Source organism: Pseudomonas sp. FW305-28, assembly GCF_017351395.1.
GTDB lineage: Bacteria > Pseudomonadota > Gammaproteobacteria > Pseudomonadales > Pseudomonadaceae > Aquipseudomonas > Aquipseudomonas fluorescens_AA.
The window spans coordinates 40,649-66,497 of record NZ_JACNDD010000003.1; the positions used below are offsets into that span (position 1 = coordinate 40,649).

27 protein-coding genes are annotated in these 25,849 nt (G+C 61.1%); all 27 read left to right on the forward strand.

Features of this window, described 5'->3' with window-relative positions:
• The first annotated feature begins 63 nt into the window (after positions 1-63).
• Positions 64-429 (forward strand): flagellar protein FlaG, encoded by a 366-nt coding sequence (locus tag J4E53_RS01480; RefSeq protein WP_060738654.1) that lies wholly within the window; start codon positions 64-66, stop codon positions 427-429.
• Positions 430-511: 82 nt separating this feature from the next.
• Positions 512-1,942 (forward strand): flagellar filament capping protein FliD, encoded by a 1,431-nt coding sequence (gene fliD / locus J4E53_RS01485; RefSeq protein WP_060738653.1) that lies wholly within the window; start codon positions 512-514, stop codon positions 1,940-1,942.
• 131 nt (positions 1,943-2,073) lie between these two features.
• Positions 2,074-2,469 carry a flagellar export chaperone FliS gene (gene fliS / locus J4E53_RS01490; protein ID WP_103307873.1) on the forward strand — a complete coding sequence of 132 codons (396 nt, stop codon included), beginning with the start codon at positions 2,074-2,076 and terminating at the stop codon, positions 2,467-2,469.
• A gap of 11 nt (positions 2,470-2,480) precedes the next feature.
• Positions 2,481-2,777 carry a hypothetical protein gene (locus J4E53_RS01495; protein WP_003199075.1) on the forward strand — a complete coding sequence of 99 codons (297 nt, stop codon included), beginning with the start codon at positions 2,481-2,483 and terminating at the stop codon, positions 2,775-2,777.
• A gap of 169 nt (positions 2,778-2,946) precedes the next feature.
• The gene (locus J4E53_RS01500) at positions 2,947-4,422 is read left to right on the forward strand and encodes a sigma-54 dependent transcriptional regulator (protein WP_003199076.1); all 1,476 of its coding nucleotides are present in this window, start codon (positions 2,947-2,949) and stop codon (positions 4,420-4,422) included.
• A 110-nt stretch (positions 4,423-4,532) separates the two neighbouring features.
• On the forward strand, positions 4,533-5,741 hold the full coding sequence (locus tag J4E53_RS01505; protein WP_103307872.1) for a PAS domain-containing sensor histidine kinase: 1,209 nt from the start codon (positions 4,533-4,535) through the stop codon (positions 5,739-5,741).
• Between the two features lie 5 nt (positions 5,742-5,746).
• On the forward strand, positions 5,747-7,141 hold the full coding sequence (fleR, locus tag J4E53_RS01510; RefSeq protein WP_103307871.1) for a sigma-54-dependent response regulator transcription factor FleR: 1,395 nt from the start codon (positions 5,747-5,749) through the stop codon (positions 7,139-7,141).
• A 223-nt stretch (positions 7,142-7,364) separates the two neighbouring features.
• Complete coding sequence (gene fliE / locus J4E53_RS01515) at positions 7,365-7,691, forward strand: flagellar hook-basal body complex protein FliE (protein ID WP_003199082.1); 327 nt, start codon at positions 7,365-7,367, stop codon at positions 7,689-7,691.
• A 15-nt stretch (positions 7,692-7,706) separates the two neighbouring features.
• Positions 7,707-9,491 (forward strand): flagellar basal-body MS-ring/collar protein FliF, encoded by a 1,785-nt coding sequence (fliF, locus tag J4E53_RS01520; protein ID WP_060738649.1) that lies wholly within the window; start codon positions 7,707-7,709, stop codon positions 9,489-9,491.
• On the forward strand, positions 9,484-10,503 hold the full coding sequence (fliG, locus tag J4E53_RS01525; protein WP_024778656.1) for a flagellar motor switch protein FliG: 1,020 nt from the start codon (positions 9,484-9,486) through the stop codon (positions 10,501-10,503). The genes fliF and fliG overlap by 8 nt, the downstream gene beginning before the upstream one ends.
• Positions 10,504-10,510: 7 nt before the next feature.
• Positions 10,511-11,356: a flagellar assembly protein FliH gene (gene fliH, locus J4E53_RS01530; RefSeq protein WP_060738648.1), complete on the forward strand. Its 846-nt coding sequence runs from the start codon at positions 10,511-10,513 to the stop codon at positions 11,354-11,356.
• Positions 11,346-12,704 (forward strand): flagellar protein export ATPase FliI, encoded by a 1,359-nt coding sequence (gene fliI / locus J4E53_RS01535; RefSeq protein WP_003199089.1) that lies wholly within the window; start codon positions 11,346-11,348, stop codon positions 12,702-12,704. The genes fliH and fliI overlap by 11 nt, the downstream gene beginning before the upstream one ends.
• 6 nt (positions 12,705-12,710) lie before the next feature.
• A complete protein-coding gene (gene fliJ / locus J4E53_RS01540; RefSeq protein WP_053182982.1) occupies positions 12,711-13,160 on the forward strand; it encodes a flagellar export protein FliJ in 450 nt (149 codons plus the stop codon).
• Between the two features lie 102 nt (positions 13,161-13,262).
• Positions 13,263-13,568: an STAS domain-containing protein gene (locus tag J4E53_RS01545; protein ID WP_060738647.1), complete on the forward strand. Its 306-nt coding sequence runs from the start codon at positions 13,263-13,265 to the stop codon at positions 13,566-13,568.
• A gap of 5 nt (positions 13,569-13,573) precedes the next feature.
• On the forward strand, positions 13,574-15,280 hold the full coding sequence (locus tag J4E53_RS01550) for a fused response regulator/phosphatase (RefSeq protein WP_103307870.1): 1,707 nt from the start codon (positions 13,574-13,576) through the stop codon (positions 15,278-15,280).
• Positions 15,281-15,311: 31 nt separating this feature from the next.
• Positions 15,312-15,656, forward strand: a complete 345-nt coding sequence (locus tag J4E53_RS01555) for an Hpt domain-containing protein (RefSeq protein WP_053178502.1) — start codon at positions 15,312-15,314, stop codon at positions 15,654-15,656.
• A gap of 88 nt (positions 15,657-15,744) precedes the next feature.
• Positions 15,745-17,118: a flagellar hook-length control protein FliK gene (locus J4E53_RS01560; protein ID WP_060738645.1), complete on the forward strand. Its 1,374-nt coding sequence runs from the start codon at positions 15,745-15,747 to the stop codon at positions 17,116-17,118.
• 231 nt (positions 17,119-17,349) lie between these two features.
• On the forward strand, positions 17,350-17,853 hold the full coding sequence (fliL, locus tag J4E53_RS01565) for a flagellar basal body-associated protein FliL (RefSeq protein ID WP_060738644.1): 504 nt from the start codon (positions 17,350-17,352) through the stop codon (positions 17,851-17,853).
• 9 nt (positions 17,854-17,862) lie between these two features.
• Positions 17,863-18,831 carry a flagellar motor switch protein FliM gene (gene fliM / locus J4E53_RS01570; protein ID WP_053120288.1) on the forward strand — a complete coding sequence of 323 codons (969 nt, stop codon included), beginning with the start codon at positions 17,863-17,865 and terminating at the stop codon, positions 18,829-18,831.
• 71 nt (positions 18,832-18,902) lie between these two features.
• Entirely contained in the window at positions 18,903-19,361 is a 459-nt protein-coding gene (gene fliN, locus J4E53_RS01575; protein ID WP_060738643.1) for a flagellar motor switch protein FliN, read from the forward strand.
• Positions 19,362-19,799, forward strand: a complete 438-nt coding sequence (fliO, locus tag J4E53_RS01580) for a flagellar biosynthetic protein FliO (RefSeq protein ID WP_060738642.1) — start codon at positions 19,362-19,364, stop codon at positions 19,797-19,799. It begins immediately after the preceding gene.
• Positions 19,799-20,548, forward strand: coding sequence for a flagellar type III secretion system pore protein FliP (fliP, locus tag J4E53_RS01585; protein ID WP_060738641.1), 750 nt, complete (start codon positions 19,799-19,801; stop codon positions 20,546-20,548). The genes fliO and fliP overlap by 1 nt, the downstream gene beginning before the upstream one ends.
• A gap of 23 nt (positions 20,549-20,571) precedes the next feature.
• Positions 20,572-20,841, forward strand: a complete 270-nt coding sequence (gene fliQ / locus J4E53_RS01590) for a flagellar biosynthesis protein FliQ (protein WP_038858957.1) — start codon at positions 20,572-20,574, stop codon at positions 20,839-20,841.
• 4 nt (positions 20,842-20,845) lie between these two features.
• Entirely contained in the window at positions 20,846-21,628 is a 783-nt protein-coding gene (gene fliR, locus J4E53_RS01595) for a flagellar biosynthetic protein FliR (protein ID WP_060738640.1), read from the forward strand.
• A 3-nt stretch (positions 21,629-21,631) separates the two neighbouring features.
• The gene (gene flhB / locus J4E53_RS01600; protein ID WP_060738639.1) at positions 21,632-22,768 is read left to right on the forward strand and encodes a flagellar biosynthesis protein FlhB; all 1,137 of its coding nucleotides are present in this window, start codon (positions 21,632-21,634) and stop codon (positions 22,766-22,768) included.
• A 127-nt stretch (positions 22,769-22,895) separates the two neighbouring features.
• Positions 22,896-23,579 (forward strand): hypothetical protein, encoded by a 684-nt coding sequence (locus tag J4E53_RS01605; RefSeq protein ID WP_060738638.1) that lies wholly within the window; start codon positions 22,896-22,898, stop codon positions 23,577-23,579.
• Between the two features lie 135 nt (positions 23,580-23,714).
• The gene (flhA, locus tag J4E53_RS01610) at positions 23,715-25,844 is read left to right on the forward strand and encodes a flagellar biosynthesis protein FlhA (RefSeq protein ID WP_060738637.1); all 2,130 of its coding nucleotides are present in this window, start codon (positions 23,715-23,717) and stop codon (positions 25,842-25,844) included.
• Positions 25,845-25,849 lie beyond the last annotated feature (5 nt).

Genomic DNA, 25,849 nt, shown 5'->3' on the forward strand with positions numbered 1-25,849 from the left:
GAGTTTTAGCGGGGGAGTGCGCTTGCGTGCTCTCTCGCTTTTTCCGTTCAAGAGGTGATGGACATGGATATGAGCGTGAAGCTGAACTTGTCTTATCCAGCGGCGAAGCCGGCACCTACAGTGGCCGACAAGCCCGTGGAGAAGCCTCAAGCCGACGTTGCTACCGTGACCCCGGTCAAGGAAGCTCCTAAGGACGCTGCCGCCGAGCAGGACAAACTCAAGAAGGCCGTTCAGGAAATCGAGAAGTTCGTCCAGTCGGTCAAGCGCAACCTGGAGTTTTCTATTGACGAGCCTTCAGGCAAAGTAGTGGTCAAGGTGATTGCCAGTGGTTCCGGTGAAGTGATTCGCCAGATCCCGAACGAAGAAGTTCTGAAACTGGCCAACAGTTTGAATGATGCAAACAGCTTGTTGTTCAGCGCCGAAGCCTGACAACCGGCACGAATTTTGTTGTTATGTTCTTTTGGGCGTTGTAAAGGTCAAAAGGCCGGCGACACACTGAAGGGAGTCCCACATGGCAAGTCCAATTCTACCTGGCTTGGGTCTAGGCTCTGGCCTCGATACCACTGCGATCGTCAAGGCGCTGGTCGATTCCGACAAGGCCGCCAAGCAAGGTCAGATCACCCGAGCGACCACGACGACGACCAACAGTATCTCCGGGGTGGGAACCCTGAAGTCGTTGTTGGCGGCGTTCAACACCGCCATGAAGGACTTGTCCAGCACCACGACCCCGCAATTCTCGGGTTTTGCTGCAACATCCTCGACCCCCACTGTTCTGACGGCAACCGCCAGTAACTCAGCGGTGGGCGGTACCTATGCAATCAAGGTCGATAACATCGCAACGGCTTCCAAGGTCACCTCGGCGGCCTTCGCCGGTGGCACTAGCAGTGCCATCCCGAGCGGTACGTTGACCATCAAGCAGAACGGTATCGACTACAACCTCGACGTAGCGTCCGGAGCGACCCTGCAATCGGTTCGTGACGCAATCAACGCCGACACTTCGCTCAAGGCGGCGGGTTTCAGTGCCAACATCATCACTGACTCTTTCGGTTCGCGCCTAGTGCTGGGTTCAAGCACGACCGGCGCCGGTTCCGACATCTCGGTGAGTGGTATTGCGGGGCTGGAGATCGATGGGACGAACGTTGTGGGGGCCGGGGGTGCTGCGCTGACAGCCACTTCGGCGGGCGCCATCGGTGCCCTGGCCCAGGATGCCAAGTTCTCCGTCGATGGCATGGCGCTGACCAGCAAAAGCAATACGGTAAGCACGGCGATTTCCGGGTTGACCTTGAATTTGCTCAGTGGCGGACCGACCGCCAGTTCAACCGTCACCGTGGCGCCGAACAACGATGGCCTGAAAGCCTCGATCCAGAAATTCGTCGATGCCTATAACGCGATCGCCAATAGCATCACCGCACTGACCAAGCCGTCGCTCGACAGTGATGGGAAGCTGACGGTGTCGGCAAAATTGACGGGTGACGCGTTGCCGCGCGCGCTGCTGGCATCGATTCGAACGCCTTTGTCTGAAACCGGCGCTGGCGACAAGCTGACGTCGCTGGCCCAGTTGGGTATTACCACCGACCAGAAGACGGGCGCGTTGAACTTCGATACCACCAAGTTCAACACGGCGATGAACGACAAGAAGCTCAGCGGTGAAGTCCAGACGTTGTTCACTGGCACCAATGGCCTGCTGGAGCGCATGGGCAAGGCCATCGAACCCTACAGCCAGACGGGCGGCATCCTCGATCAGCGCACTACGGCGCTGACCAGGACCCAGACCCGCCTGAAGAACGATCAGGAGGCTTTGGATCGCCGGGTCGAGACCCTGACCGCCACGCTGACCAAAAAGTACAACGACATGGATACCCTGGTCGGCAAGCTGAAGGCGACTGCGAGCAACATCACCTCGATGTTCGAGGCATTGACGGCGCAACAGAAAAACAGCTGATTTTCGATGGATGCAAAAAGCCCGGCAACGTTTTGACAACGTTCCGGGCTTTCGGCTTTTAGGTCTAAAGTTTTTTGACGCAGCGTCGATACGCTGTTTATACGAACCGAAGTTTTTTGATGAGGTAGAACATGAATCCGATGTTAGCCCTTCGCCAATACCAGAAGATTGGCGCCCAGGCGCAAACCTCCGAAGCAAGTCCCCATCGTCTTGTACAGATGCTCATGGAAGGAGGGCTGGATCGTATCGCCCAGGCCAAGGGTGCGATGGAGCGCAAGGATATTGCAAACAGAGGCATCCTGATCAGCAAGGCCATCGGCATCGTCGGTGGTTTGCGTGAAGGCCTGGACCTGGAAAACCAGGCCGAGTCGGTCGCTGAATTGGATGCTCTTTACGCTTACATGATGAAACGCCTGGCCGAAGCCAACGCCAAGGCTGATTCGAAGATCCTCGACGAAGTGGCAGATCTGCTTCGTACCGTCAAGGAAGGCTGGGACGCCATTGCCGCACCTGGTCCGCAATTCTAAGGAGCACGTTCATGAGTCTTGTCCTGCAGCGAATCGAACAAACCCGTGATGCCTTGGTCGATGCCCTGGCCGAGCGAAACTGGGAAGCCATCGGTCAGTTGGACCTGGCTTGCCGTTCCTGCATGGAAGACGTCCTGGGCGAGTCCCAGGTGGACGAGGCGGCGTTGCGGATCAATCTTGAGGAATTGCTGGGGGTGTACCGGCAATTGCTGGAGGCGGCCACAGGAGAGCGTCAGGCGATCGTCGACGAGATGCAACAGATCCATCAAGCACAGAACGCCGCAAAGGTTTACCATCTGTTCGGTTAATGCTCAGTTAATCCGAGTCCGTTGCGCCATAAATTTGACTGTGCACGGTTTTTTGACTTAACTAGTAGCTGTTTACAGATTTAAGGCGTCTACAGGCATGACAAGTCTGCAAGCGTCTAGCTTGCCCCCTAATTTCGGGCATTGGGTTGACTAGGGAAGTTGCTATTGCATGTGGCGTGAAACCAAAATTCTCCTGATCGATGACGATAGCGTCCGCCGCCGCGACCTGGCGGTGATCCTGAATTTTCTTGGCGAAGAAAATTTACCCTGCGGAAGCCATGATTGGCAGCAGGCTGTCGGCTCATTGTCGTCCAGTCGTGAAGTCATCTGTGTCCTTATCGGGACCGTAAATGCTCCCGCAACGCTTTTGGGCTTGCTAAAGACACTCTCGACCTGGGATGAGTTCCTTCCGGTTTTGTTAATGGGCGAAAATTCTTCCCTTGACTTGCCTGAAGACCAGCGTCGCCGGGTACTTTCCACGCTCGAAATGCCGCCCAGCTACAGCAAGCTGCTCGATTCGCTGCACCGCGCGCAGGTTTATCGCGAGATGTACGATCAGGCTCGTGAGCGCGGCAGGCATCGCGAACCCAACCTGTTCCGCAGTCTCGTCGGCACCAGCCGGGCGATCCAGCACGTGCGCCAGATGATGCAGCAGGTCGCCGATACCGACGCCAGCGTGCTGATCCTGGGTGAGTCGGGCACCGGCAAGGAAGTGGTCGCGCGCAACCTGCATTACCACTCCAAGCGCCGCGAAGCGCCATTCGTGCCAGTCAACTGCGGCGCGATCCCGGCCGAGTTGCTGGAAAGCGAACTGTTCGGCCATGAGAAAGGCGCCTTCACCGGCGCGATCACCAGCCGCGCCGGGCGTTTCGAACTGGCCAACGGCGGTACGCTGTTTCTCGACGAGATCGGCGACATGCCGCTGCCGATGCAGGTCAAGCTGTTGCGGGTCCTGCAGGAGCGCACCTTCGAACGCGTGGGCAGCAACAAGACCCAGAGCGTCGATGTGCGCATCATTGCCGCCACGCACAAGAACCTCGAGAGCATGATCGAGGTCGGCAGTTTCCGCGAAGACCTCTATTACCGCCTCAATGTTTTCCCGATCGAAATGGCGCCACTGCGTGAGCGCGTCGAAGACATCCCGTTGCTGATGAACGAACTGATCTCGCGCATGGAGCACGAAAAGCGCGGTTCTATCCGCTTCAATTCGGCGGCGATCATGTCCCTGTGTCGCCATGGTTGGCCGGGCAACGTCCGCGAGCTGGCCAACCTGGTGGAGCGCATGGCGATCATGCACCCGTACGGGGTGATCGGCGTGAACGAGTTGCCGAAGAAGTTCCGCTACGTCGACGACGAAGACGAACAGATGGTCGACAGCCTGCGCAGCGACCTGGAAGAGCGGGTGGCGATCAACGGTCACACGCCGGACTTTACCGCCAATGCCTTGTTGCCACCCGAAGGCCTGGATCTCAAGGATTACCTGGGAGGCCTTGAACAAGGGCTGATCCAGCAGGCGCTGGACGATGCCAACGGTATCGTGGCTCGCGCGGCAGAACGCCTGCGCATCCGTCGTACCACCTTGGTGGAGAAGATGCGCAAGTACGGCATGAGCCGTCGCGAAGGAGATGAACAGGCGGATGATTGACGCCTGTTTTCCAACCGCCTGATTCTTGGGCGGTTTTTTTTCGGCACGGGTATTGCTATAGCCCTCGCAACGTTCCGTTTAACTGACGGTCAGCCAAGCGAGAGAGCACGATGACCCAAGCCGCCCAGATGTCTCCTGTCCCCGAACCGGGACACATGCCGTCCGCCGAACAGGCAGGCCGGCTTGGACTTGAGCAGGCATTTTCGCTGTTCAGCCAGATGTCCAGCCAACTCACTGATTCCTACAGCCTGCTCGAAGCCCGGGTCACCGAGCTCAAGGGCGAGTTGGCCGTGGTCAGCGCCCAGCGCATGCAGGAACTGGCGGAAAAGGAGCGCCTGGCCAATCGTCTGCAAAATCTCCTCGACCTGTTGCCCGGTGGCGTGATCGTCATCGACGCCCACGGCCGTGTGCGCGAAGCCAACCCGGCGGCCTGCGAGTTGCTCGGCCTGCCCTTGGAAGGCGAACTGTGGCGGCACGTCATCGCCCGCTGCTTTGCGCCCCGGGACGACGACGGCCATGAAGTGTCCCTCAAGGACGGCCGGCGCCTGTCCATCTCGACGCGCTCGCTGGACGCCGAGCCTGGGCAGTTGGTGCTGCTCAATGACTTGACTGAAACCCGTCACCTGCAAGACCAGTTGGCTCGCCACGAGCGCCTGTCTTCCCTGGGGCGGATGGTGGCCTCGCTGGCCCACCAGATTCGTACGCCGCTTTCCGCCGCGCTGCTCTATGCCAGTCACCTGACCGAGCAGCAATTGCCGATGGAAACCCAGCAACGCTTCGCCGGGCGCTTGAAAGAGCGCCTGCACGAACTGGAGCACCAGGTGCGCGACATGCTGGTGTTCGCTCGCGGCGAGCTGCCGTTGACCGACCGTGTCACCCCCAAGGCCTTGTTGCAATCGCTGCAGGCCGCGGCGTTGACTCATGTGCAGGAGTTGCCGATCCGCTGGCAGTGCGACAGCCATGTCGGTGAAGTGCTGTGCAACCGCGACACACTGGTGGGCGCGGTGTTGAATCTCATCGAAAACGCGATCCAGGCCAGCGGCGGCGACGTTCGGCTGAAAGTGCACTTGTACACACGCGACAACACCTTGCGCCTGTCTGTCAGTGACAACGGCAGCGGTATCGAGCCGGCCGTGCTGGCGCGCCTGGGCGAGCCATTCTTCACCACCAAGACCACCGGCACGGGCCTGGGCCTGACCGTGGTCAAGGCCGTGGCCCGCGCTCATCAGGGAGAATTGCAATTGCGCTCGCGGTTGGGCCTTGGCACTTGTGCGACGGTGTGCTTGCCGCTGTTTTCCAATGCGCCAGGGGTGGAGTGAAAGCAATGGCGATCAAGGTGTTGCTGGTTGAGGATGACCGGGCCCTGCGCGAAGCGCTGGCCGACACGCTGGTGCTGGCCGGGCACGACTACGCCGCCGTCGGTTCGGCGGAAGAGGCGCTGCAGGCGGTAGGCCGCGAAGCGTTCAGCCTGGTGGTCAGTGACGTCAACATGCCGGGCATGGACGGTCATCAATTGCTCGGCCTGTTACGGGCCCGTCAGCCGCAACTGCCGGTCTTGCTGATGACCGCTCACGGCGCCGTCGAGCGAGCGGTGGACGCCATGCGTCAGGGCGCTGCGGATTACCTGGTCAAGCCGTTCGAGCCAAAAGCACTGCTGGACCTGGTCGCGCGCCATGCCTTGGGCAGTCTCGCGGTCGAGGGCGAAGGCCCGGTGGCCATCGAACCGGCCAGCGCGCAACTGCTGGAATTGGCCGCACGGGTCGCTCGCAGTGATTCAACCGTGTTGATTTCCGGCGAGTCCGGTACGGGCAAGGAAGTGCTGGCCCGCTACATCCATCAACAATCCCGGCGTGCCGGGGAGCCGTTCATTGCCATCAATTGCGCGGCGATTCCCGACAACATGCTCGAGGCGACACTGTTCGGCCACGAAAAGGGTTCGTTCACCGGCGCCATCGCGGCCCAGGCCGGCAAGTTCGAGCAGGCCGACGGTGGCACGATCCTGCTCGATGAAATTTCCGAAATGCCGTTGGGCCTGCAAGCCAAGCTGCTGCGGGTATTGCAGGAGCGGGAAGTGGAGCGGGTGGGGGCGCGCAAGCCCATCAGCCTGGACATTCGCGTGGTGGCGACCACCAACCGCGACCTGGCCGGCGAAGTGGCGGCGGGGCGTTTCCGTGAAGACCTCTATTACCGTCTGTCGGTGTTCCCGCTCGCCTGGCGTCCGTTGCGCGAGCGCACCGCCGATATCCTGCCGCTGGCCGAGCGCCTGCTGAACAAGCACGTCAATAAAATGAAGCACGCGGCGGCCCGGCTTTCAGCCGAGGCCCGGGCCTGCCTGGTCGCCTACCCGTGGCCGGGCAATGTCCGAGAGCTGGATAACGCCATTCAGCGGGCCTTGATCCTGCAACAGGGCGGTTTGATCCAGCCGGAGGATTTCTGCCTGGCCGGTCCGGTGGCCTGCGCGCCATTGCCCGCATTGGCGCCGGCACCGACCGCAACCCCCGTGCCGCCGATGGACGTCGAGGGCGATTCGGTCGGCGCCTTGGGCGATGACCTGCGGCGTCGCGAGTTCCAGATGATCATCGACACCCTGCGCGCCGAACGCGGTCGTCGCAAGGAGGCCGCCGAACGCCTGGGGATCAGCCCGCGCACCCTGCGCTACAAGTTGGCGCAAATGCGTGATGCCGGTATGGATGTCGAGGCTTATCTGTTCGCCAGTTGAACAAGCACCAATACCCCCTGTGGGAGCGAGCTTGCTCGCGATAGCGGTGGGTCAGTCAAGTCGAGGTCGGATGTGATGGGTTATCGCGAGCAAGCTCGCTCCCACAATGGGATTGCGCGCGCATTTGTTTTCTATCGCCATGGAGCTGGCACCCTTGTTGCTAATACCTGAATACCCGCTGAGTAAGTGTCAAAAAAATGCGGGCCGCCAGAGAGAGTAGACCATGAGCCAAGGTATTGAATTTAATCGGTTGATGTTGGACATGCGGGCCATGCAAATGGACGCCATGGCCCAGCCTAAATCGGTCGCGGTCCCCCAGGTGGGTGGCAGCAGCTTTTCCGACATGCTCGGTCAGGCCGTCAATAAAGTGAACGATACCCAGCAGGCGTCGAACCAGTTGGCCAGTGCTTTCGAGATTGGCAAAAGTGGCGTCGACCTGACGGACGTAATGATCTCCTCGCAGAAAGCCAGTGTCTCGTTTCAGGCGCTGACCCAGGTTCGCAACAAACTGGTTCAAGCCTACCAAGACATCATGCAGATGCCGGTTTAAGGAAATTATTGAGTCATGGCAGAAGCAGCCGTTGATAACGTTCCAGCCAAGGCCACTCCGGTAGACGGCAAACCGCCGTTGTTCGGCCTGTCCTTCCTGGAAAATCTCTCCGAGATGACCATGCTGCGTCAGGTGGGCCTGTTGGTCGGCCTGGCTGCCAGCGTGGCGATTGGTTTTGCCGTGGTGCTGTGGTCCCAGCAACCGGACTACCGTCCGCTGTATGGCAGCCTGGCGGGCATGGACGCCAAGCAAGTCATGGAGACCCTGGCTTCCGCCGACATTCCTTACACCGTCGAACCCAATTCCGGCGCCTTGCTGGTCAAGGCCGATGACGTCGCTCGTGCGCGCCTCAAGCTCGCCGCGGCCGGCGTGACGCCGACCGATGGCAACATCGGTTTCGAGATCCTCGACAAGGACCAGGGCCTGGGCACCAGCCAATTCATGGAAGCGACCCGTTATCGTCGCGGCCTGGAAGGTGAGCTGGCGCGGACCATTTCCAGCCTGAACAATGTCAAGGGTGCCCGCGTGCACCTGGCGATTCCGAAAAGCTCGGTGTTCGTGCGCGATGAGCGCAAGCCCAGTGCTTCGGTATTGGTCGAGCTGTATTCGGGCCGTTCCCTGGAGCCAGGCCAGGTCGTGGCCATCGTCAATCTGGTGGCGACCAGCGTACCCGAACTGAGCAAGTCGCAGATCACCGTGGTCGACCAGAAGGGCAACCTGCTGTCCGACCAGGCGGAAAACTCCGAACTGACCATGGCCGGCAAGCAATTCGATTACAGCCGTCGCATGGAAGGCATGCTGACCCAGCGGGTGCACAACATCCTGCAACCGATCCTGGGTAACGATCGCTATAAAGCCGAAGTGTCGGCCGATGTCGACTTCAGCGCCGTCGAGTCCACTTCCGAGCAGTTCAACCCGGACCAGCCTGCGTTGCGCAGCGAGCAGTCGGTAAATGAACAACGTACCGCCAGCAATGGCCCGCAAGGCGTCCCGGGTGCCCTGAGCAACCAGCCGCCGTCGCCGGCCAGTGCGCCGCAAACCACCGGTGGCGCCACGGCGGCCGCCGGCATGGTGCAGCCAGGCCAGCCGCTGATCGATGCCAACGGCCAGCAGATCATGGACCCGGCCACCGGCCAGCCGATGCTGGCGCCGTACCCGGCCGACAAGCGTCAGCAGTCGACCAAGAACTTCGAGCTCGATCGTTCCATCAGCCACACCAAGCAACAGCAGGGCCGTTTGAATCGCCTGTCGGTCGCGGTGGTGGTGGACGATCAGGTCAAGGTCAACCCGGCCAACGGCGAAACCAGCCGTGCGCCATGGAGCGCCGATGAATTGGCGCGCTTTACCCGCCTGGTGCAGGACGCCGTCGGTTTCGACGCCAGCCGCGGCGACAGCGTCAGCGTGATCAACGTGCCGTTCTCCCTGGAGCGCGGTGAAGTGGTCGCCGATATTCCATTTTATTCGCAACCCTGGTTCTGGGATGTGGTCAAGCAAGTACTGGGTGTGCTGTTCATCCTGATACTGGTGTTCGGCGTGCTGCGTCCGGTGCTCAACAACATCACCAATGGCGGCAGGAACAAGCAGTTGGCCGGCTTGGGTGATGTGGAGCTGGGCGGCATGGGCGGCCTGGATGGCGAATTGGCCAATGATCGCGTCAGCCTCGGCGGGCCGCAGAGCATTCTGCTGCCAAGCCCGAGCGAAGGCTATGACGCTCAGTTGAACGCTATCAAGAGTCTGGTGGCAGAAGACCCGGGTCGTGTGGCCCAGGTCGTGAAAGAGTGGATTAACGCAGATGAGTGATAATCGAGCCGCTGTTGCCAAATTGTCCCGGGTCGACAAAGCCGCAATCCTGCTGCTGTCCCTGGGTTCGACCGACGCCGCCCAAGTGCTGCGCCACATGGGACCCAAGGAGGTCCAGCGTGTGGGCGTGGCCATGGCGCAGATGGGTAACGTGCACCGTGAGCAGGTCGAGCAGGTGATGAGCGAGTTCGTCGATATCGTCGGCGATCAGACCAGCCTGGGCGTGGGTTCCGACGACTATGTGCGCAAGATGCTCACCCAGGCACTGGGCGAGGACAAGGCCAACGGTCTCATCGACCGGATCCTGCTGGGTGGCAATACCAGCGGCCTGGACAGCCTCAAGTGGATGGAGCCGCGGGCGGTTGCCGACGTGATCCGTTACGAGCATCCGCAGATCCAGGCGATCGTGGTGGCTTACCTCGACCCGGACCAGGCCGGCGAAGTGCTGGGCAACTTCGACCACAAGGTGCGCCTGGACATCATCCTGCGTGTTTCTTCGCTCAATACCGTGCAGCCGGCGGCCCTGAAGGAATTGAACCAGATTCTCGAGAAGCAGTTCTCGGGCAACTCCAATGCCTCGCGCACCACCCTGGGTGGCATCAAGCGTGCGGCGGACATCATGAACTTCCTCGACAGCTCGATCGAAGGTCAGTTGATGGACTCGATCCGCGAATTCGACGAAGACCTGTCCGGTCAGATCGAAGACCTCATGTTCGTGTTCAACAACCTGGCCGATGTCGACGACCGGGGCATCCAGGCCCTGTTGCGCGAAGTGTCGTCCGACGTGCTGGTACTGGCCCTCAAGGGCTCGGACGAAGGCGTCAAGGAAAAAATCTTCAAGAACATGTCCAAACGGGCGGCCGAACTGTTGCGCGACGACCTCGAGGCCAAAGGCCCGGTGCGCGTCAGCGATGTGGAAACCGCACAGAAGGAAATCCTCACCATCGCCCGCCGCATGGCCGAAGCCGGGGAGATCGTTCTCGGTGGCAAGGGCGGCGAAGAGATGATCTAAGGTCGTTATGTCTGCCAAGAGTGATGAAGCGCCCAGCGACCTGATCCGCGCCCGGGACGTCGGTGGTTTCGACGTCTGGTCGCTGCCCAGCTTCGACCCCCATGTGCCCGAGCCTGAGCCGGAACCGGTGGAAGAGCTGCCGGAGATGGAGGAGGTGCCGCTGGAAGAAGTCCAGCCACTGACCCTCGAAGAAGTCGAGAGCATTCGCCAGGAAGCCTATAACGAAGGCTTTGCCGTGGGTGAAAAGGAAGGCTTCCACAGCACCACGCTCAAGGTTCGCCAGGAAGCCGATGTGGCGCTGACGGCCAAGCTCCGTGCGTTGGAATCGCTGATGCTCAACCTGTTCGACCCCATCGCCGAGCAGGACACCCAGATCGAGAAATCCCTGGTGGGCCTGGTGCAACACATCGCCAAGCAAGTGATCCAGCGCGAACTGGCCATCGATTCGAGCCAGATCGAACACGTCATGCGTGAGGCGCTCAAGTTGTTGCCGTTGGGCGTGGGTAACGTGCGGCTGTACATCAATCCCCAGGACTTCGAACTGGTCAAGGCCCTGCGCGAGCGCCATGAAGAAACCTGGCGCATCGTCGAGGACGCGGCGCTGCTGCCGGGTGGTTGCCGGGTGGAAACCGAACACAGCCGCATCGACGCCACCGTTGAAACCCGCATCAGCCAGATCATGGCCAAATTGTTCGACCAACTGCACGAACAGGCCCTGCATCCGGCCGCCGCCGACCTGAGCTTGGAGTTGCCGGACGATCCGCAGATCAGTGCCGATGCCGCGCCGGCCGATGTGGAGCTGGAGGTGCCTGAATTGGACGCTTCTGTACCGGACAACCGCGATGCGCCTTGAGCGAACCAGCTTCGGCAAGCGCCTGGGCAGCTACGCCGAGGCCAGTGAACTGGCCGGCCAACCGATCCTGGAAGGTCGCCTGCTGCGCATGGTCGGCCTGACCCTTGAAGCCGAGGGCCTGCGTGCCGCCATGGGTAGCCGCTGCATGGTGATCAACGACGACAGCTACCACCCGGTACAGGTCGAAGCCGAAGTCATGGGCTTCTCCGGCAGCAAGGTCTTCTTGATGCCGGTGGGCAGCGTCGCCGGTATCGCACCGGGCGCGCGCGTCGTGCCCCTGGCCGACAATGGTCGCTTGCCCATGGGCATGAGCATGCTCGGGCGTGTGCTGGACGGGGCCGGGCGCGCGCTGGACGGCAAGGGCGGCATGAAGGCCGAGGATTGGGTGCCGATGGACGGCCCGACGATCAACCCCCTCAAGCGTGACCCCATCAGCGTGCCGCTGGACGTGGGTATCCGTTGCATCAACGGTTTATTGACGGTCGGTCGCGGCCAACGCCTGGGCCTGTTTGCCGGTACCGGGGTGGGTAAGAGTGTGCTGTTGGGCATGATGACCCGCTTCACCGAAGCCGACATCATCGTGGTGGGGCTGATCGGTGAGAGGGGCCGTGAGGTCAAGGAATTCATCGAGCACATCCTCGGCGAGGAAGGGCTCAAGCGTTCGGTGGTAGTGGCTTCGCCAGCGGACGATGCGCCGTTGATGCGGCTGCGGGCTGCCATGTATTGCACGCGCATCGCCGAGTATTTCCGCGACAAGGGCAAGAACGTCCTGTTGCTGATGGATTCGCTGACCCGCTTCGCCCAGGCCCAGCGGGAAATCGCCCTGGCCATTGGCGAACCGCCGGCGACCAAGGGCTATCCGCCTTCGGTCTTCGCCAAGCTGCCGAAACTGGTGGAGCGCGCCGGCAATGCGGAAAAGGGTGGCGGCTCGATCACCGCGTTCTATACCGTGCTGTCCGAAGGTGACGACCAGCAAGACCCCATCGCCGACTCGGCCCGGGGTGTGCTGGACGGTCACATCGTGCTGTCCAGGCGCCTGGCCGAAGAAGGTCACTACCCGGCCATCGACATCGAGGCTTCCATCAGCCGGGTCATGCCGTCGGTGATCAGTGCCGAACACATGAAACGGGCCCAGCAGTTCAAGCAGTACTGGTCGCGCTATCAGCAAAGCCGTGACCTGATCAGCGTCGGTGCCTATGTGCCCGGCGGTGACCGCGAGACCGACACCGCCATCAGTCTTTACCCGGCCATGGCCGTCTACCTGCGCCAAAGCTTGAACGACAACATCGGCATGGGCGCCAGCGAGGCGCACTTGCAGACTATTTTCGCCCCGGTCTCAGGCACGTAACCGGCCATGGCCACGAGTCGTGCGGCGCGCCTGGCACCGGTGGTGGACATGGCGGAAAAGGCCGAGAAGACCGCCGTCCAGCGGCTGGCGTATTTCCAGGGGCAAGTGGCCGTTGCCGAGAGCAAGCTGGCAGACCTGGAGAACTTTCGACTCGAATACCAGGAGCAGTGGATTGCCCGGGGCAGCCACGGGGTGTCCGGGCAATGGTTGCTGGGTTACCAGGGGTTCCTGGCGCAGCTGGGTACCGCCATCGACCAGCAGCGCCAGAGCCTGGTCTGGCACCAGAACAACCTGGAGAAGGCTCGCCAGAGCTGGCAAGAGGCGTTTGCCCGGGTCGAAGGGTTGCGCAAACTGGTGCAGCGCTATATCGATGAGGCGCGACAGTTGGAAGACAAGCGCGAACAGAAACTGCTCGATGAGCTGTCCCAGCGCCTGCCACGCCAGAATCCTTATTGATGCGAAACCAGGATTTTGTCGTATGAACTAGGCAAAACCTTGCTCAGACCTTTACCAGATGCTACACCTTGTACACGTATGTCCATGACAAGGAAGCCGATCATGTCAGTCGTTACCGAAGTATCCCCCGATAGGCAGAAATTGACGATTTCGATCAAGGGTCGATTCGATTTCGGTCGGCATCAAGAGTTTCGTGAGGCGTATGAGCGGCTCGATCCATTGCCAGGATCCGTCGTGGTGGATTTGAAAGACGCCACTTATCTCGACAGTTCCGCCTTGGGCATGCTCCTGCTGTTGCGCGATCATGCTGGCGGCGATGAGTCGGATATCCGGGTCGTCAACAGCAGCTCCGACGTCAAGAAAATCCTCGCGATCTCCAATTTCGACAAGCTGTTCGACATCAGTTGATCGCCATGCAATCGTCGTCGGAGTCACTGACGGTCCTGATTGCCGAAGACAGTGCCGCTGATCGACTGCTGTTGTCGACCATTGTCCGCCGCCAGGGTCACCACGTGCTTACCGCGGCCAATGGCGCCGAAGCGGTCGACGTCTACCTGGAGCAGCGTCCGCATCTGGTGCTGATGGACGCGATGATGCCCGTGATGGACGGCTTCGAAGCTGCGCAGAGAATCAAGCAACTGGCTGGGGACCAATTGGTCCCGATCATTTTCCTCACCTCCCTGACTGAGAGCGAAGGCCTGGCCCGTTGCCTGGAAGCGGGCGGCGACGACTTCCTGGCCAAGCCCTATAACCAGGTGATCCTGGCAGCCAAGATCAAGGCCATGGACCGCTTGCGCCGGTTGCAGGCCACGGTGGTGGAGCAGCGCGACCAGATCGCCCGGCACCATGACTACCTGCTCAACGAACAACGGGTCGCCAAGGCCGTGTTCGACAAGATCGCCCACTCCGGCTGCCTGAGCGCGCCGAACATCCGCTACCTGCAATCACCTTACGCCTTGTTCAATGGCGACTTGCTGCTGGCCGCGTTCAACCCGGCTGGCGACATGCACGTCTTGCTGGGGGATTTCACCGGGCACGGTTTGCCGGCGGCGGTCGGGGCGATGCCGCTGGCGGAAGTGTTCTACGGGATGACGGCCAAGGGCTACGGCCTGGCGCAGATCCTGCGGGAGATGAATGCCAAGCTCAAGCGCATCCTGCCGGTGGACATGTTCTGTTGTGCAACGCTGTTGTGCCTCAGTTTCCAGCGTTGCACGGTGGAAATCTGGAACGGTGGCATGCCCGATGGTTACCTGCATGACAGCCTCAGCGGCGAGCGTACGCCGTTGCCGGCGCGGCACTTGCCGTTGGGCGTGCTCACGCCGCACTTGTTCGATGACCGCACCGAAGTGCATTCGATGTCGCTGGGAGACCGGGTGTTCCTGTTGTCCGATGGCGTAATAGAGACCAGTGACCGCGATGACCAGCCGTTTGGCGTGGAGCGGTTGCAGCAGGTGTTTTCGGCCAACCGTGAACCTGACTGTCTTTTTGAGGACATCCAGCAGGCCCTGCGGGATTTTCGCGGTGAGGCCCGTGACGACTTCAGCATGGTCGAGGTGCGGCTGGTCGCACCGACACAACTCAATCCGCCGCCACCGGTCTATTCCGATAGTGGACAGTCCAGCCCACTGGACTGGTCGGTGAGCTTCGAGTTCCGGGCGCAGACCCTCAAGCGCTTCAACCCGATGCCCTACCTGTTGCAGTTGCTGCTTGAGGTCCATGGGCTCAGGGCGCAGAGTGGCGCCCTTTATAGCGTCATGTCTGAGCTCTATTCCAATGCCCTGGATCACGGGGTGCTGGGGCTCGACTCGAGCCTCAAGTGTGATGCGGCGGGTTTTGCTCGCTACTACAGCGAGCGCAATACGCGCCTGGATGAACTGAGTGACGGTTACGTGCGGGTGCACTTGCACGTTTCGCCAAACGGCGAGGGTGGTCGCCTGGCCATCGAGGTTGAAGACAGCGGCGAGGGTTTCGATGTCGCCCGGGTGCTGGCACGGCCCGTGGACAGTGATCGGTTGTCGGGGCGTGGCGTGAGCCTGGTGCGCCAGTTGAGCCATCAGGCCTGCTGGTCAGACGATGGTCGTAGTGCGCGCGTGGAGTTTTTCTGGGAGGCTCTGGCATAATTGGCGCTATTCTTGATCAGGGAGCGAACAAGTGAACGAGATTCATCTGGACCGCGACGTGCTCAGCACGTTGAAGGAAGTCATGGAGGAGGGGTATCTGGAGTTGCTGGATACGTTCCTCAACGACTCCGAGGCTCGCCTGCGCGTGCTGCATGAAGCGCGGGACGCTGAGAAATTGAGCGCCACCGCCCACAGCTTCAAGGGCAGCAGCAGCAACATGGGCGCCATCCGTCTGGCCGAGCTGTGCGGCGAACTGGAACAGCGTGCCAAGCAGCCGTCACTGGGCGGTATCGAAAATCTGGTCAACGAAATCGACAGCGAGTTCGCCCATGTCCGCAAGCTTTGCCGGGAGGAGCGTGAAGGCTTCCACTGCTGAGATTTGACGGCCACGCAAACGTTGGCCCGTGCCTTGCATTGTTTAGTCTCGACTGTACCTATGATTCCAGTGCAGCGGAGACCTTTTTATGCCCGTTACCCCCAATTCACTGCTTCAGGCCTCTGTCCAGGCCAAGCCCAAGGTCGCCGTCAATTCGCCGGCAGCGGCCCCGGACCTCGGGGATAGAGCCTCCAGCTTCGCTCAAGTCTTCGCCAAGCAGGCGCCTGCCAAAGCGGCGGCGGCCCCGGAGCCTGTGGTGAAATCGGCGCGCGACAAGGCCGCCGATAACACCGTCAAAAAAGACACCGGCAACGAAAGCCCTGCCGCCCCGGAACCGACGGTTGCCGTTAGCGGCAAACCCTTGCCCGCGGACAAACCAGCCAGCACCGACGACAAGGCCGCCAGCGATACCAGCGCCGACTCGGCTGAAACGCCCGTGGCGGATGCGGCGCCGGTCGATCCGAGCCTTGATCCTGGTGTGCTGCCGGACATGACGGTGCCGGTCGCGACAGCTCCGGCGGAACCTGCCCCCGTGGCGGTCACGGCTGAGGCCCCGGTCGCCACGGCAGTCGCGGCGCCCGTTGTCCCTTTGGCCGCCGCGGCCCAGCCAGCAGCCCCGGTCGTCGATCCAGCCTTCGACCCGGAAGCCGACCCTCTCGACGCATTGCCCGCCTTGCGCTTGGCGATGGAGCAGGGTGGTCATGTTTCCGCCACCAGCCAGGCGCAGCCCAAGAGCGCTGCCCCGGTGTCGCTCGACGGTGAGCCAACGTCAGCGCAGACCTTTGCCGCCGGTATGGCCAGCATGCTCAGCGTGCAAGCCGATCAAAACAGTACCGAATCCGGTAGCCAGGGGGGCGACAAGGCTTTCGGCGGCTTGATCAGCGAAGGCCTCAAGGACCTGGGCGCCGCGTCCAGCGACACCCGCGTGGATGATTTCGCCAACCGCCTGGCCGCACTGACCCAGGCCGCTACACCCAAAACCGCCAACGCAGTGCCAGTCAACCAACCTATCGCGATGAATCAGAGCGGTTGGACCGAAGAGGTGGTCAACCGGGTGATGTACCTGTCCAGTGTCAATCTCAAGGCGGCCGACATCCAATTGCAGCCTGCGGAGCTCGGACGCCTGGATATCCGGGTGAACATGGTTCCGGACCAGCAGACCCAGGTCACGTTCATGAGCGCCCACTCCGGCGTTCGTGAAGCCCTCGAAGGCCAGTTGCATCGCCTGCGGGACAGTTTTAGCCAGCAGGGCATGGGCCAGGTCGACGTCAGCGTGTCGGATCAATCCCGGGGTTCGCAGAACCAGGAGCAGCAAGCCCAGCAGCAGGCCCGGGCCGGACGTACGACGACATCTGGCGGGCGGGTGGATTCAGCAGAGGAAGCAGGCCCGGCCGGCATCGCTGAAGTGGCCGCCAGCACGACCAGCGTCATTGGCACCAGCGCGGTGGACTACTACGCCTGATCCAACGATGCTCACCCCTGTGGGAGCGAGCTTGCTCGCGATAGCCGATTGTCAGTCATCCTTGCAGGGGCTGGTTCATCGCTATCGCGAGCAAGCTCGCTCCCACATTGGTTTCATGGGGACTGAAGAGCGTATCTGCCCGTCATCCCAAGTACCGACACTTCTGGCATAACACTTGCTCCTGCCTTGCCGTGCAACAGTGAAAACCCCGATTAGTGACGGATTATTGGCATGGCGAAGAGTGAAGCAGCAGCTGTAAAAGACCCTGCAACCAAAGGCAAACTCAAGCTGATCATCATGATCGTGGTGGGTTTGCTCCTGGCGATCGGCGTGTCCGTGGGGGCGACCTGGTATTTCATGCACAGCGCTCAAAGCAAGCCGGCAGTGGCGGTCGAGGCTGCGCCGGTGGGCAAGCAGCCGGCGATTTTCGAACCGATGGCGCCCGCCTTCGTGGCCAACTACACCGTGAACGGTCGTCAACGCTACATGCAGGTCAGCATTACTCTGCAGGGTCGCAACCAGGCTGACCTGGAAGCGCTGCGGGTACACATGCCACTGATCCGCAATAACCTGGTGATGCTCTTTTCCGGACAGAGTTTCGACACCTTGGCCACGCCCGTCGGCCAGGAAATGCTGCGCCAGAAAGCCACGGCCAGCGTGCAGGAAGTGGCTCAGAAAGAGCTCGGCAAAGTGGTGATCGAACAGTTGCTCTTCACTAACTTCGTATTGCAGTAGGAACACGACATGGCCGTGCAGGACCTGCTGTCCCAGGACGAAATCGACGCGCTGTTGCATGGTGTCGACGATGGTCTGGTACAGACCGAAAACGCTGCTGAACCGGGCAGCGTCAAAAGCTACGACCTGACCAGCCAGGATCGCATCGTTCGCGGACGCATGCCGACCCTGGAAATGATCAACGAGCGTTTCGCCCGGTACACTCGCATCAGCATGTTCAACATGCTGCGCCGCTCGGCCGACGTGGCTGTCGGCGGCGTGCAGGTGATGAAGTTCGGCGAGTACGTGCATTCGTTGTACGTGCCCACCAGCCTCAACCTGGTGAAGATCAAGCCGTTGCGCGGCACCGCGTTGTTCATCCTCGACGCCAAGCTGGTGTTCAAGCTGGTGGACAACTTCTTTGGTGGTGACGGTCGTCATGCCAAGATCGAAGGGCGTGAATTCACCCCGACCGAGCTGCGGGTGGTGCGCATGGTGCTGGAACAGGCCTTCATCGATTTGAAGGAGGCCTGGCAGGCGATCATGGAAGTGAACTTCGAGTACATCAACTCGGAAGTGAACCCGGCCATGGCCAACATCGTCGGGCCGAGCGAAGCCATCGTGGTCTCGACCTTCCACATCGAACTCGATGGCGGTGGCGGCGACCTGCACGTGACCATGCCGTATTCGATGATCGAGCCGGTGCGCGAAATGCTCGACGCCGGTTTCCAGTCGGACCTCGACGACCAGGACGAACGCTGGATCAACGCCTTGCGCCAGGACGTGCTCGATGTCGATGTACCGATCGGCGCGACGGTCGCCCGGCGCCAACTGCGTCTGCGGGACATCCTGCACATGCAGCCGGGGGACATCATCCCCGTCGAGATGCCGGAAGATATGATCATGCGCGCCAATGGCGTGCCGGCCTTCAAGGTCAAGATGGGCTCTCACAAAGGCAACCTGGCGTTGCAGGTGATCGAGCCGATCGAACGCCGCTGAGCGGTGTCAACTTCTTAAGTTTGTAACGGATTTTACGTTTTTTACTGATTTTTGCCCGCCGAGGACAAATGATGGCTGACGATATGAATACCCAGGATGACCAGGCGCTGGCCGACGAATGGGCTGCGGCCCTGGAAGAAACCGGCGACGCCGGGCAGGCTGATATCGATGCCTTGCTGGCCGCCGATAGCGGCAATCAGGGGTCCAGCCGCCTGACGATGGAAGAGTTCGGCAGCGTGCCCAAGAGCAACGAGCCAGTCACGCTGGATGGGCCGAACCTGGATGTGATCCTCGACATCCCGGTATCCATCTCCATGGAAGTGGGCAGCACCGATATCAACATTCGCAACCTGCTGCAGCTCAACCAGGGCTCGGTGATCGAGCTGGACCGCCTGGCCGGCGAGCCGCTCGACGTGCTGGTCAACGGCACCTTGATCGCCCATGGCGAAGTGGTGGTGGTCAACGAGAAGTTCGGCATTCGCCTGACGGACGTGATCAGCCCGAGCGAACGCATCAAGAAGCTGCGCTGAGTGAAAGGTTTCTTCGCCGCAGCGTCGATGCTGCCATTGAGCGTGCTGGCGGCCGAACCGGTTGCCACGGCGGCCGTTGCGCCGGCGGCAGGCAGCGGGGTCGCCGGGCAACTGGCGCAACTGGTGCTCGGTTTGCTGTTGGTGCTGGGCTTGATCTTCTTTCTCGCCTGGTTGTTGCGCCGCGTGCAACAGGCGGGACCGACCGGCAAGGGCCAGGTCATCGACATCGTCGGTTCGCGCGCGCTCGGGCCGCGCGACCGGCTGGTGCTGGTGCAGGTCGGCAACGAGCAGATCCTGCTGGGCTTGAGCCCGGGCACCATCACCGCCTTGCACGTCCTCAAGGAGCCGGTGCAGGTACCCTCCACCGAGCCGGCCAGCCCCGAATTTGCCCAGCGCCTCATGGAGCTGCTGGGGAAAGACCAGAAGGATAAAAAGTAATGCCGTTGCGCATTCTGTTGGCATTGGCCCTGATGCTGGCCGCACCGTTGGCGTTCGCCGCCGACCCGCTGTCGATCCCGGCGATCACCCTGGGGACCAACGCCGAAGGGGCCCAGGAATACTCGGTCAGCCTGCAGATCCTGCTGATCATGACCGCGCTGAGTTTCATTCCGGCGTTCGTCATGCTGATGACCAGTTTCACCCGCATCATCATTGTCTTTTCGATCCTGCGCCAGGCCCTGGGCCTGCAACAGACCCCCTCGAACCAGATCCTCACCGGCATGGCGCTGTTCCTGACCATGTTCATCATGGCGCCCGTGTTCGATCGGGTGAACCAGGATGCGCTGCAACCCTACCTGGCAGAAAAAATCACTGCCCAGGATGCCGTGGCCAAGGCTCAGGTGCCGATCAAGGATTTCATGCTGGCCCAGACCCGCAGCAGTGACCTGGAGCTGTTCATGCGCCTGTCCAAGCGCACCGACATCCCCAGTGCCGACCAGGCGCCACTGACCATCCTGGTGCCAGCGTTCGTGACGTCCGAGCTGAAAACCGCGTTCCAGATCGGTTTCATGATTTTCATCCCGTTCCTGATCATCGACCTGGTGGTCGCCAGCGTGCTGATGGCCATGGGTATGATGATGCTGTCGCCGCTGATCATTTCCCTGCCGTTCAAGATCATGCTGTTTGTGCTGGTGGACGGCTGGGCGTTGATCATCGGTACGCTGGCGGGCAGTTTCGGCGGTGTTTAGGCCTTTTGTGCGGGTAGGACGATATGACGCCTGAAGTAGCGGTAGACCTGTTCCGTGAAGCGCTCTGGCTGACGACCATGATGGTTGCCATCCTGGTGATCCCCAGCCTGCTGGTGGGGTTGCTGGTGGCGATGTTCCAGGCCGCGACCCAGATCAACGAACAGACCTTGAGCTTCCTGCCGCGCCTGCTGGTGATGCTGGTGACGTTGATCGTCGCCGGCCCCTGGATGGTACAAACCTTCATGGAATACATCCTGCAGCTGTACGGCAGTATTCCGCAGTTGATCGGCTGACCCCATGTCGATGCTCGCGCTGACGGACACCCAGATCAGTTCCTGGGTGGCATCGTTCATCCTGCCCTTGTTTCGTGTCACCGCGGTGCTGATGAGCATGCCGGTCTTCGGCACGACCCTGGTGCCCCGGCGTGTGCGCTTGTATTTCGCCCTGGCGATCACAGTGGTCATCGCGCCCGGGCTACCCCCGATGCCGCCGGTCAATGCCCTGGACCTCAGCGCGCTGATGCTGGTGGCCGAGCAAATTCTCATCGGTGCCTTGATGGGCTTCTCGCTGCAGCTGTTCTTTCAGGCTTTCGTGGTGGCCGGGCAAATCATTTCGATCCAGATGGGCATGGCCTTCGCGTCCATGGTCGACCCCACCAATGGCGTGACGACGGCGGTGATCGGTCAGTTCCTGACGATGCTGGTGACGCTGTTGTTCCTCGCCATGAATGGGCATCTGGTGGTGTTCGAGGTGTTGACCGAGAGCTTTACCACCATGCCGGTGGGCAGTGCGTTCCTGGTCAATCACTTCTGGGAAATCGCCGGCAAGCTCGGCTGGGTTCTGGGTGCGGCGATGGTGCTGGTATTGCCGGCGATCACCGCGTTGCTGGTGGTCAACATCGCGTTTGGCGTGATGACCCGCGCGGCGCCGCAATTGAATATTTTCTCCATTGGCTTCCCGCTCACCCTCGTGCTGGGCATGGTGATTTTCTGGGTCAGCCTGGGGGATATCCTCAATCAGTATCAGCCGCTGGCCACCCAGGCCTTGCAGCTTTTACGCGACATGGCACAGGCACGCTGAACCATGGCCGAGAGCGAGAGTGGTCAGGACAAGACAGAAGACCCCACGGAAAAGCGCCTGCGCGAGTCCCGGGAAAAGGGCGAGACCGCCCGCTCCAAGGAGCTCAACACGCTGGCGATCATGCTGGCCGGGGCGGGTGGGTTGCTGATTTATGGCGGCGGGTTGGCCCTGGACCTGCTGGAAATCATGCGCCTGAATTTCTCCCTGCCCCGCGAGGTGCTGCTGTCTCCGGGGGCCATGTCCCAGCATCTGCTGCACTCGGGCAAGATCGCGATCCTGGCGGTGCAGCCGGTCTTGATCTGCTTGCTGCTGGCTGCTCTCATCGGCCCGATTTCCCTGGGCGGCTGGTTGTTCGCTGCCGGCAGCCTGGCTCCCAAGTTCAGCCGGATGAACCCGGCCGCCGGTCTCAAGCGCATGTTTTCCACCACGGCGCTGATGGAGTTGCTCAAGGCGTTTGGGAAATTCCTGCTGGTCCTGTTCGTCGCGCTGACGGTGTTGCAGGCCGACATCGACGATCTGCTGCGCATTGCTCACGAGCCGCTGGAGCAGGCGATTATCCACAGCGTGCAGTTGGTGGGCTGGAGTACGTTGTGGATGGCTTGCGGCCTGATCCTGATCGCGGCCATCGACGTGCCGATCCAGCTGTATCAGAGCAAGCAGAAGCTGATGATGACCAAGCAGGAAGTGCGCGACGAGCACAAGGACGCGGAGGGCAAGCCGGAGGTCAAGCAGCGTATCCGTCAATTGCAGCGCGAGGTCTCCCAGCGGCGGATGATGGCGGCCATCCCCGATGCCGATGTGGTCATCACCAACCCGACTCACTACGCCGTCGCCCTCAAGTACGACCCTGAAAAAGGCAACGCGCCCGTGTTGCTGGCCAAGGGCAGTGACTTCCTGGCGCTGAAGATCCGTGAGATCGCCGTGGCCAATGAGGTGATGCTGCTCGAGTCCCCGGCACTGGCGCGATCGATTTACTACTCCACCGAACTCGACCAGGAAATCCCTGGAGGCCTGTACCTGGCCGTGGCCCAGGTATTGGCCTATGTCTACCAGATCCGCCAGCACCGCGCGGGCAAGGGCAAGCGCCCCGAACCGCTCAAGGACCTGCCGATCCCGCCGGATTTGCGCCGCGATTCCTGAGTCAGGCCTCCGTCCCGGCCTGCGACGGGCGCTTGGTGTGCCCTGTACCTGTCAGTCCTGACAGTAGACAGCTGTTTTCTCTAGCCATGTAATGCTTCTGGATGCTCACTCAACCCAGGGGTATGACATGACAATGCGCGAATACAAGAATCTTGGAGGCATGGCGCTGGAGTTTGTGACGGGGGTGGTCGAAGCCAATTTCGGCGAACGGGCTATCGCTTGTGCGTTCACGTTTGACCTGGCACTCGATTTCGCGCGCTTCAAGGCCGCGGCAAACAAGTACGTGCCCAGTTATCTGGAGAATGAGATCAATGCCATTCGGCCGGAATTGGAAGGCCTGGCTTACCACATCTCCTACGATTACTTCGCTGATCAGGCAGGAAAAATCACCAGCAACGAGGTGCTGTTTCATATTTTCACCGGTGCTGACAGCTATTTTGACGGGTGGTCGAGTGGGGTCATGGAGCAGCGTTATCACAAACCGATTTTCCAGATCCTTGACGGTAAATTGAGGCTGGCCGCGCGTACGGATTTTCGATGGGAGGACCCCCAGCGGCTCATCACGATCGCGGATCTCCCGATCATTCGGTTCCAATGGGCGCTCAACGTGATGGAGGGCCACCAGATAAACGCGCCTGAACAACCTTTGTCCGATACCAAGGCGCCGACTTCGATGGTGGTGTTCACGTACACGAGCGAAGACCGGGTGGAAGTCGATGGTCAGCAAATGTACAGGGGGACGCGTTATGTCAGGGGCTGGAAACTGGATTTTGGCCCGATCACACCGCAGCAGATACTGACAGCGCAGTGACCAACCGGTGAGTTGAACCCCGGCTGAATGCATGCTGTTGCGAATGTTGGCTGCAAGTTGGAAGGCTTCTTGCAATACCCCGTTTGCGCCCCCTTCGGGCGTCAAAAGTTTGCTTCACAGGAACGGGGAAAATCGGTGGATCGCTCACAGTTATTCAGCACTGCGCGCAGCAATGTCGTAGACCTCAGCCGGGGTAATCTGGGCGTGCCGCTGTTGCTGCTGGTCATGCTTGCCATGATGATGCTGCCGGTGCCGCCGTTCCTGCTGGACGTGTTCTTCACGTTCAACATCGCCCTGTCGATCGTCGTGCTGCTGGTATGCGTCTACGCCCTGCGGCCACTGGATTTTGCCGTCTTCCCGACCATCCTGCTGGTGGCCACGCTGCTGCGCCTGGCGCTGAACGTGGCGTCCACCCGCGTGGTGATGCTCCACGGCCAGGACGGGCACGCCGCCGCCGGTAAGGTGATCCAGGCCTTCGGTGAGGTGGTGATCGGCGGTAACTACGTGGTCGGTATCGTGGTCTTCGCCATCTTGATGATCATCAACTTCGTCGTGGTGACCAAGGGTGCCGGGCGGATTTCCGAGGTGAGCGCGCGTTTCACCCTCGATGCGATGCCCGGCAAGCAGATGGCGATCGACGCCGACCTCAACGCCGGTCTCATCGACCAGAGCCAGGCCAAGCTGCGTCGCCTGGAAGTGGCCCAGGAAGCCGAGTTCTACGGTTCCATGGACGGTGCCAGCAAATTCGTGCGCGGTGACGCCATCGCCGGCCTGCTGATTCTGTTCATCAACCTGATCGGCGGCATGGCTGTCGGCATCTTCCAGCACAACATGTCGTTTGGCGACGCCGGCAGGGTCTACGCCTTGCTGACCATTGGTGACGGTTTGGTGGCGCAATTGCCATCACTGTTGTTATCCACAGCGGCCGCGATCATGGTGACCCGTGCTTCGGGCTCCGAAGACATGGGCAAGCAGATCGGTCGGCAGATGTTCGCCTCGCCCAAGGCCCTGGCCGTTGCCGCCGGCCTGATGGCCGTGATGGGCCTGGTGCCGGGGATGCCGCACATTTCCTTCCTGACCATGGCCGCCGCCGCCGCGGGTGGTGCCTACCTGTTCTGGAAGAAGCAGAACGTGCAGAAAGTCCAGGCCCTGCAAGAGGTCAAGCGTCAGCAGGAGTTGCTGCCGTCGCCGGCCCGCGCCATGGAAACCAAGGAGCTGGGCTGGGATGACGTGACCCCGATCGACATGATCGGCCTGGAAGTCGGCTATCGCCTGATTCCCTTGGTCGACCGTAACCAGGGTGGGCAGTTGCTGGCGCGGATCAAGGGCGTGCGCAAGAAGCTCTCCCAGGACCTTGGCTTCCTGATGCCCACCGTACACATTCGCGACAACCTCGACCTGGCGCCGAGCGCCTATCGCCTGACCTTGATGGGGGTGATCCTGGCCGAAGCCGAGATCTACCCCGACCGCGAATTGGCGATCAACCCTGGCCAGGTCTATGGCAGCCTCAACGGCATCACCGCCAAGGATCCGGCTTTCGGCCTGGAAGCGGTGTGGATCGAAATCAGCCAGCGGGCCCAGGCCCAGTCCCTCGGTTATACCGTGGTGGACGCCAGTACCGTGGTGGCGACCCACTTGAACCAGATCCTGTACAAGCACTCCAGCGAGCTGATCGGCCACGAAGAAGTCCAGCAACTCCTGCAAGTGCTGGCCAAAGGCTCGCCGAAGCTGGCTGAAGAGCTGGTGCCGGGCGTGGTTTCGCTGTCGCAGTTGCTCAAGGTGCTGCAGGCGCTGCTGGCCGAACAAGTGCCCGTGCGCGACATACGCAGTATCGCCGAGGCCATCGCCAACAACGCCTCCAAGAGTCAAGATACCGCCGCCTTGGTGGCTGCGGTTCGGGTCGGTGTGTCCCGCGCAATCGTCCAAAGCATTGTAGGCACTGAGTCTGAGCTGCCTGTGATCACCTTGGAGCCAAGGTTGGAACAGATATTGCTCAATAGTCTGCAGAAGGCAGGACAAGGCTCGGAAGAGGGTGTTCTGCTGGAGCCAAGCATGGCCGAGAAGCTGCAGCGTTCGCTGATCGAAGCAGCCCAGCGGCAGGAGATGCAAGGCCAACCGGTGATCCTGCTGGTGGCCGGTCCGATTCGCGCGATGCTCTCGCGATTCGGTCGCCTCGCGGTCCCGGGGCTGCATGTGCTGGCGTACCAGGAAATACCGGACAACAAGCAAGTGACCATCGTTGCGACAGTAGGGCCCAACGGCTGAGGTAG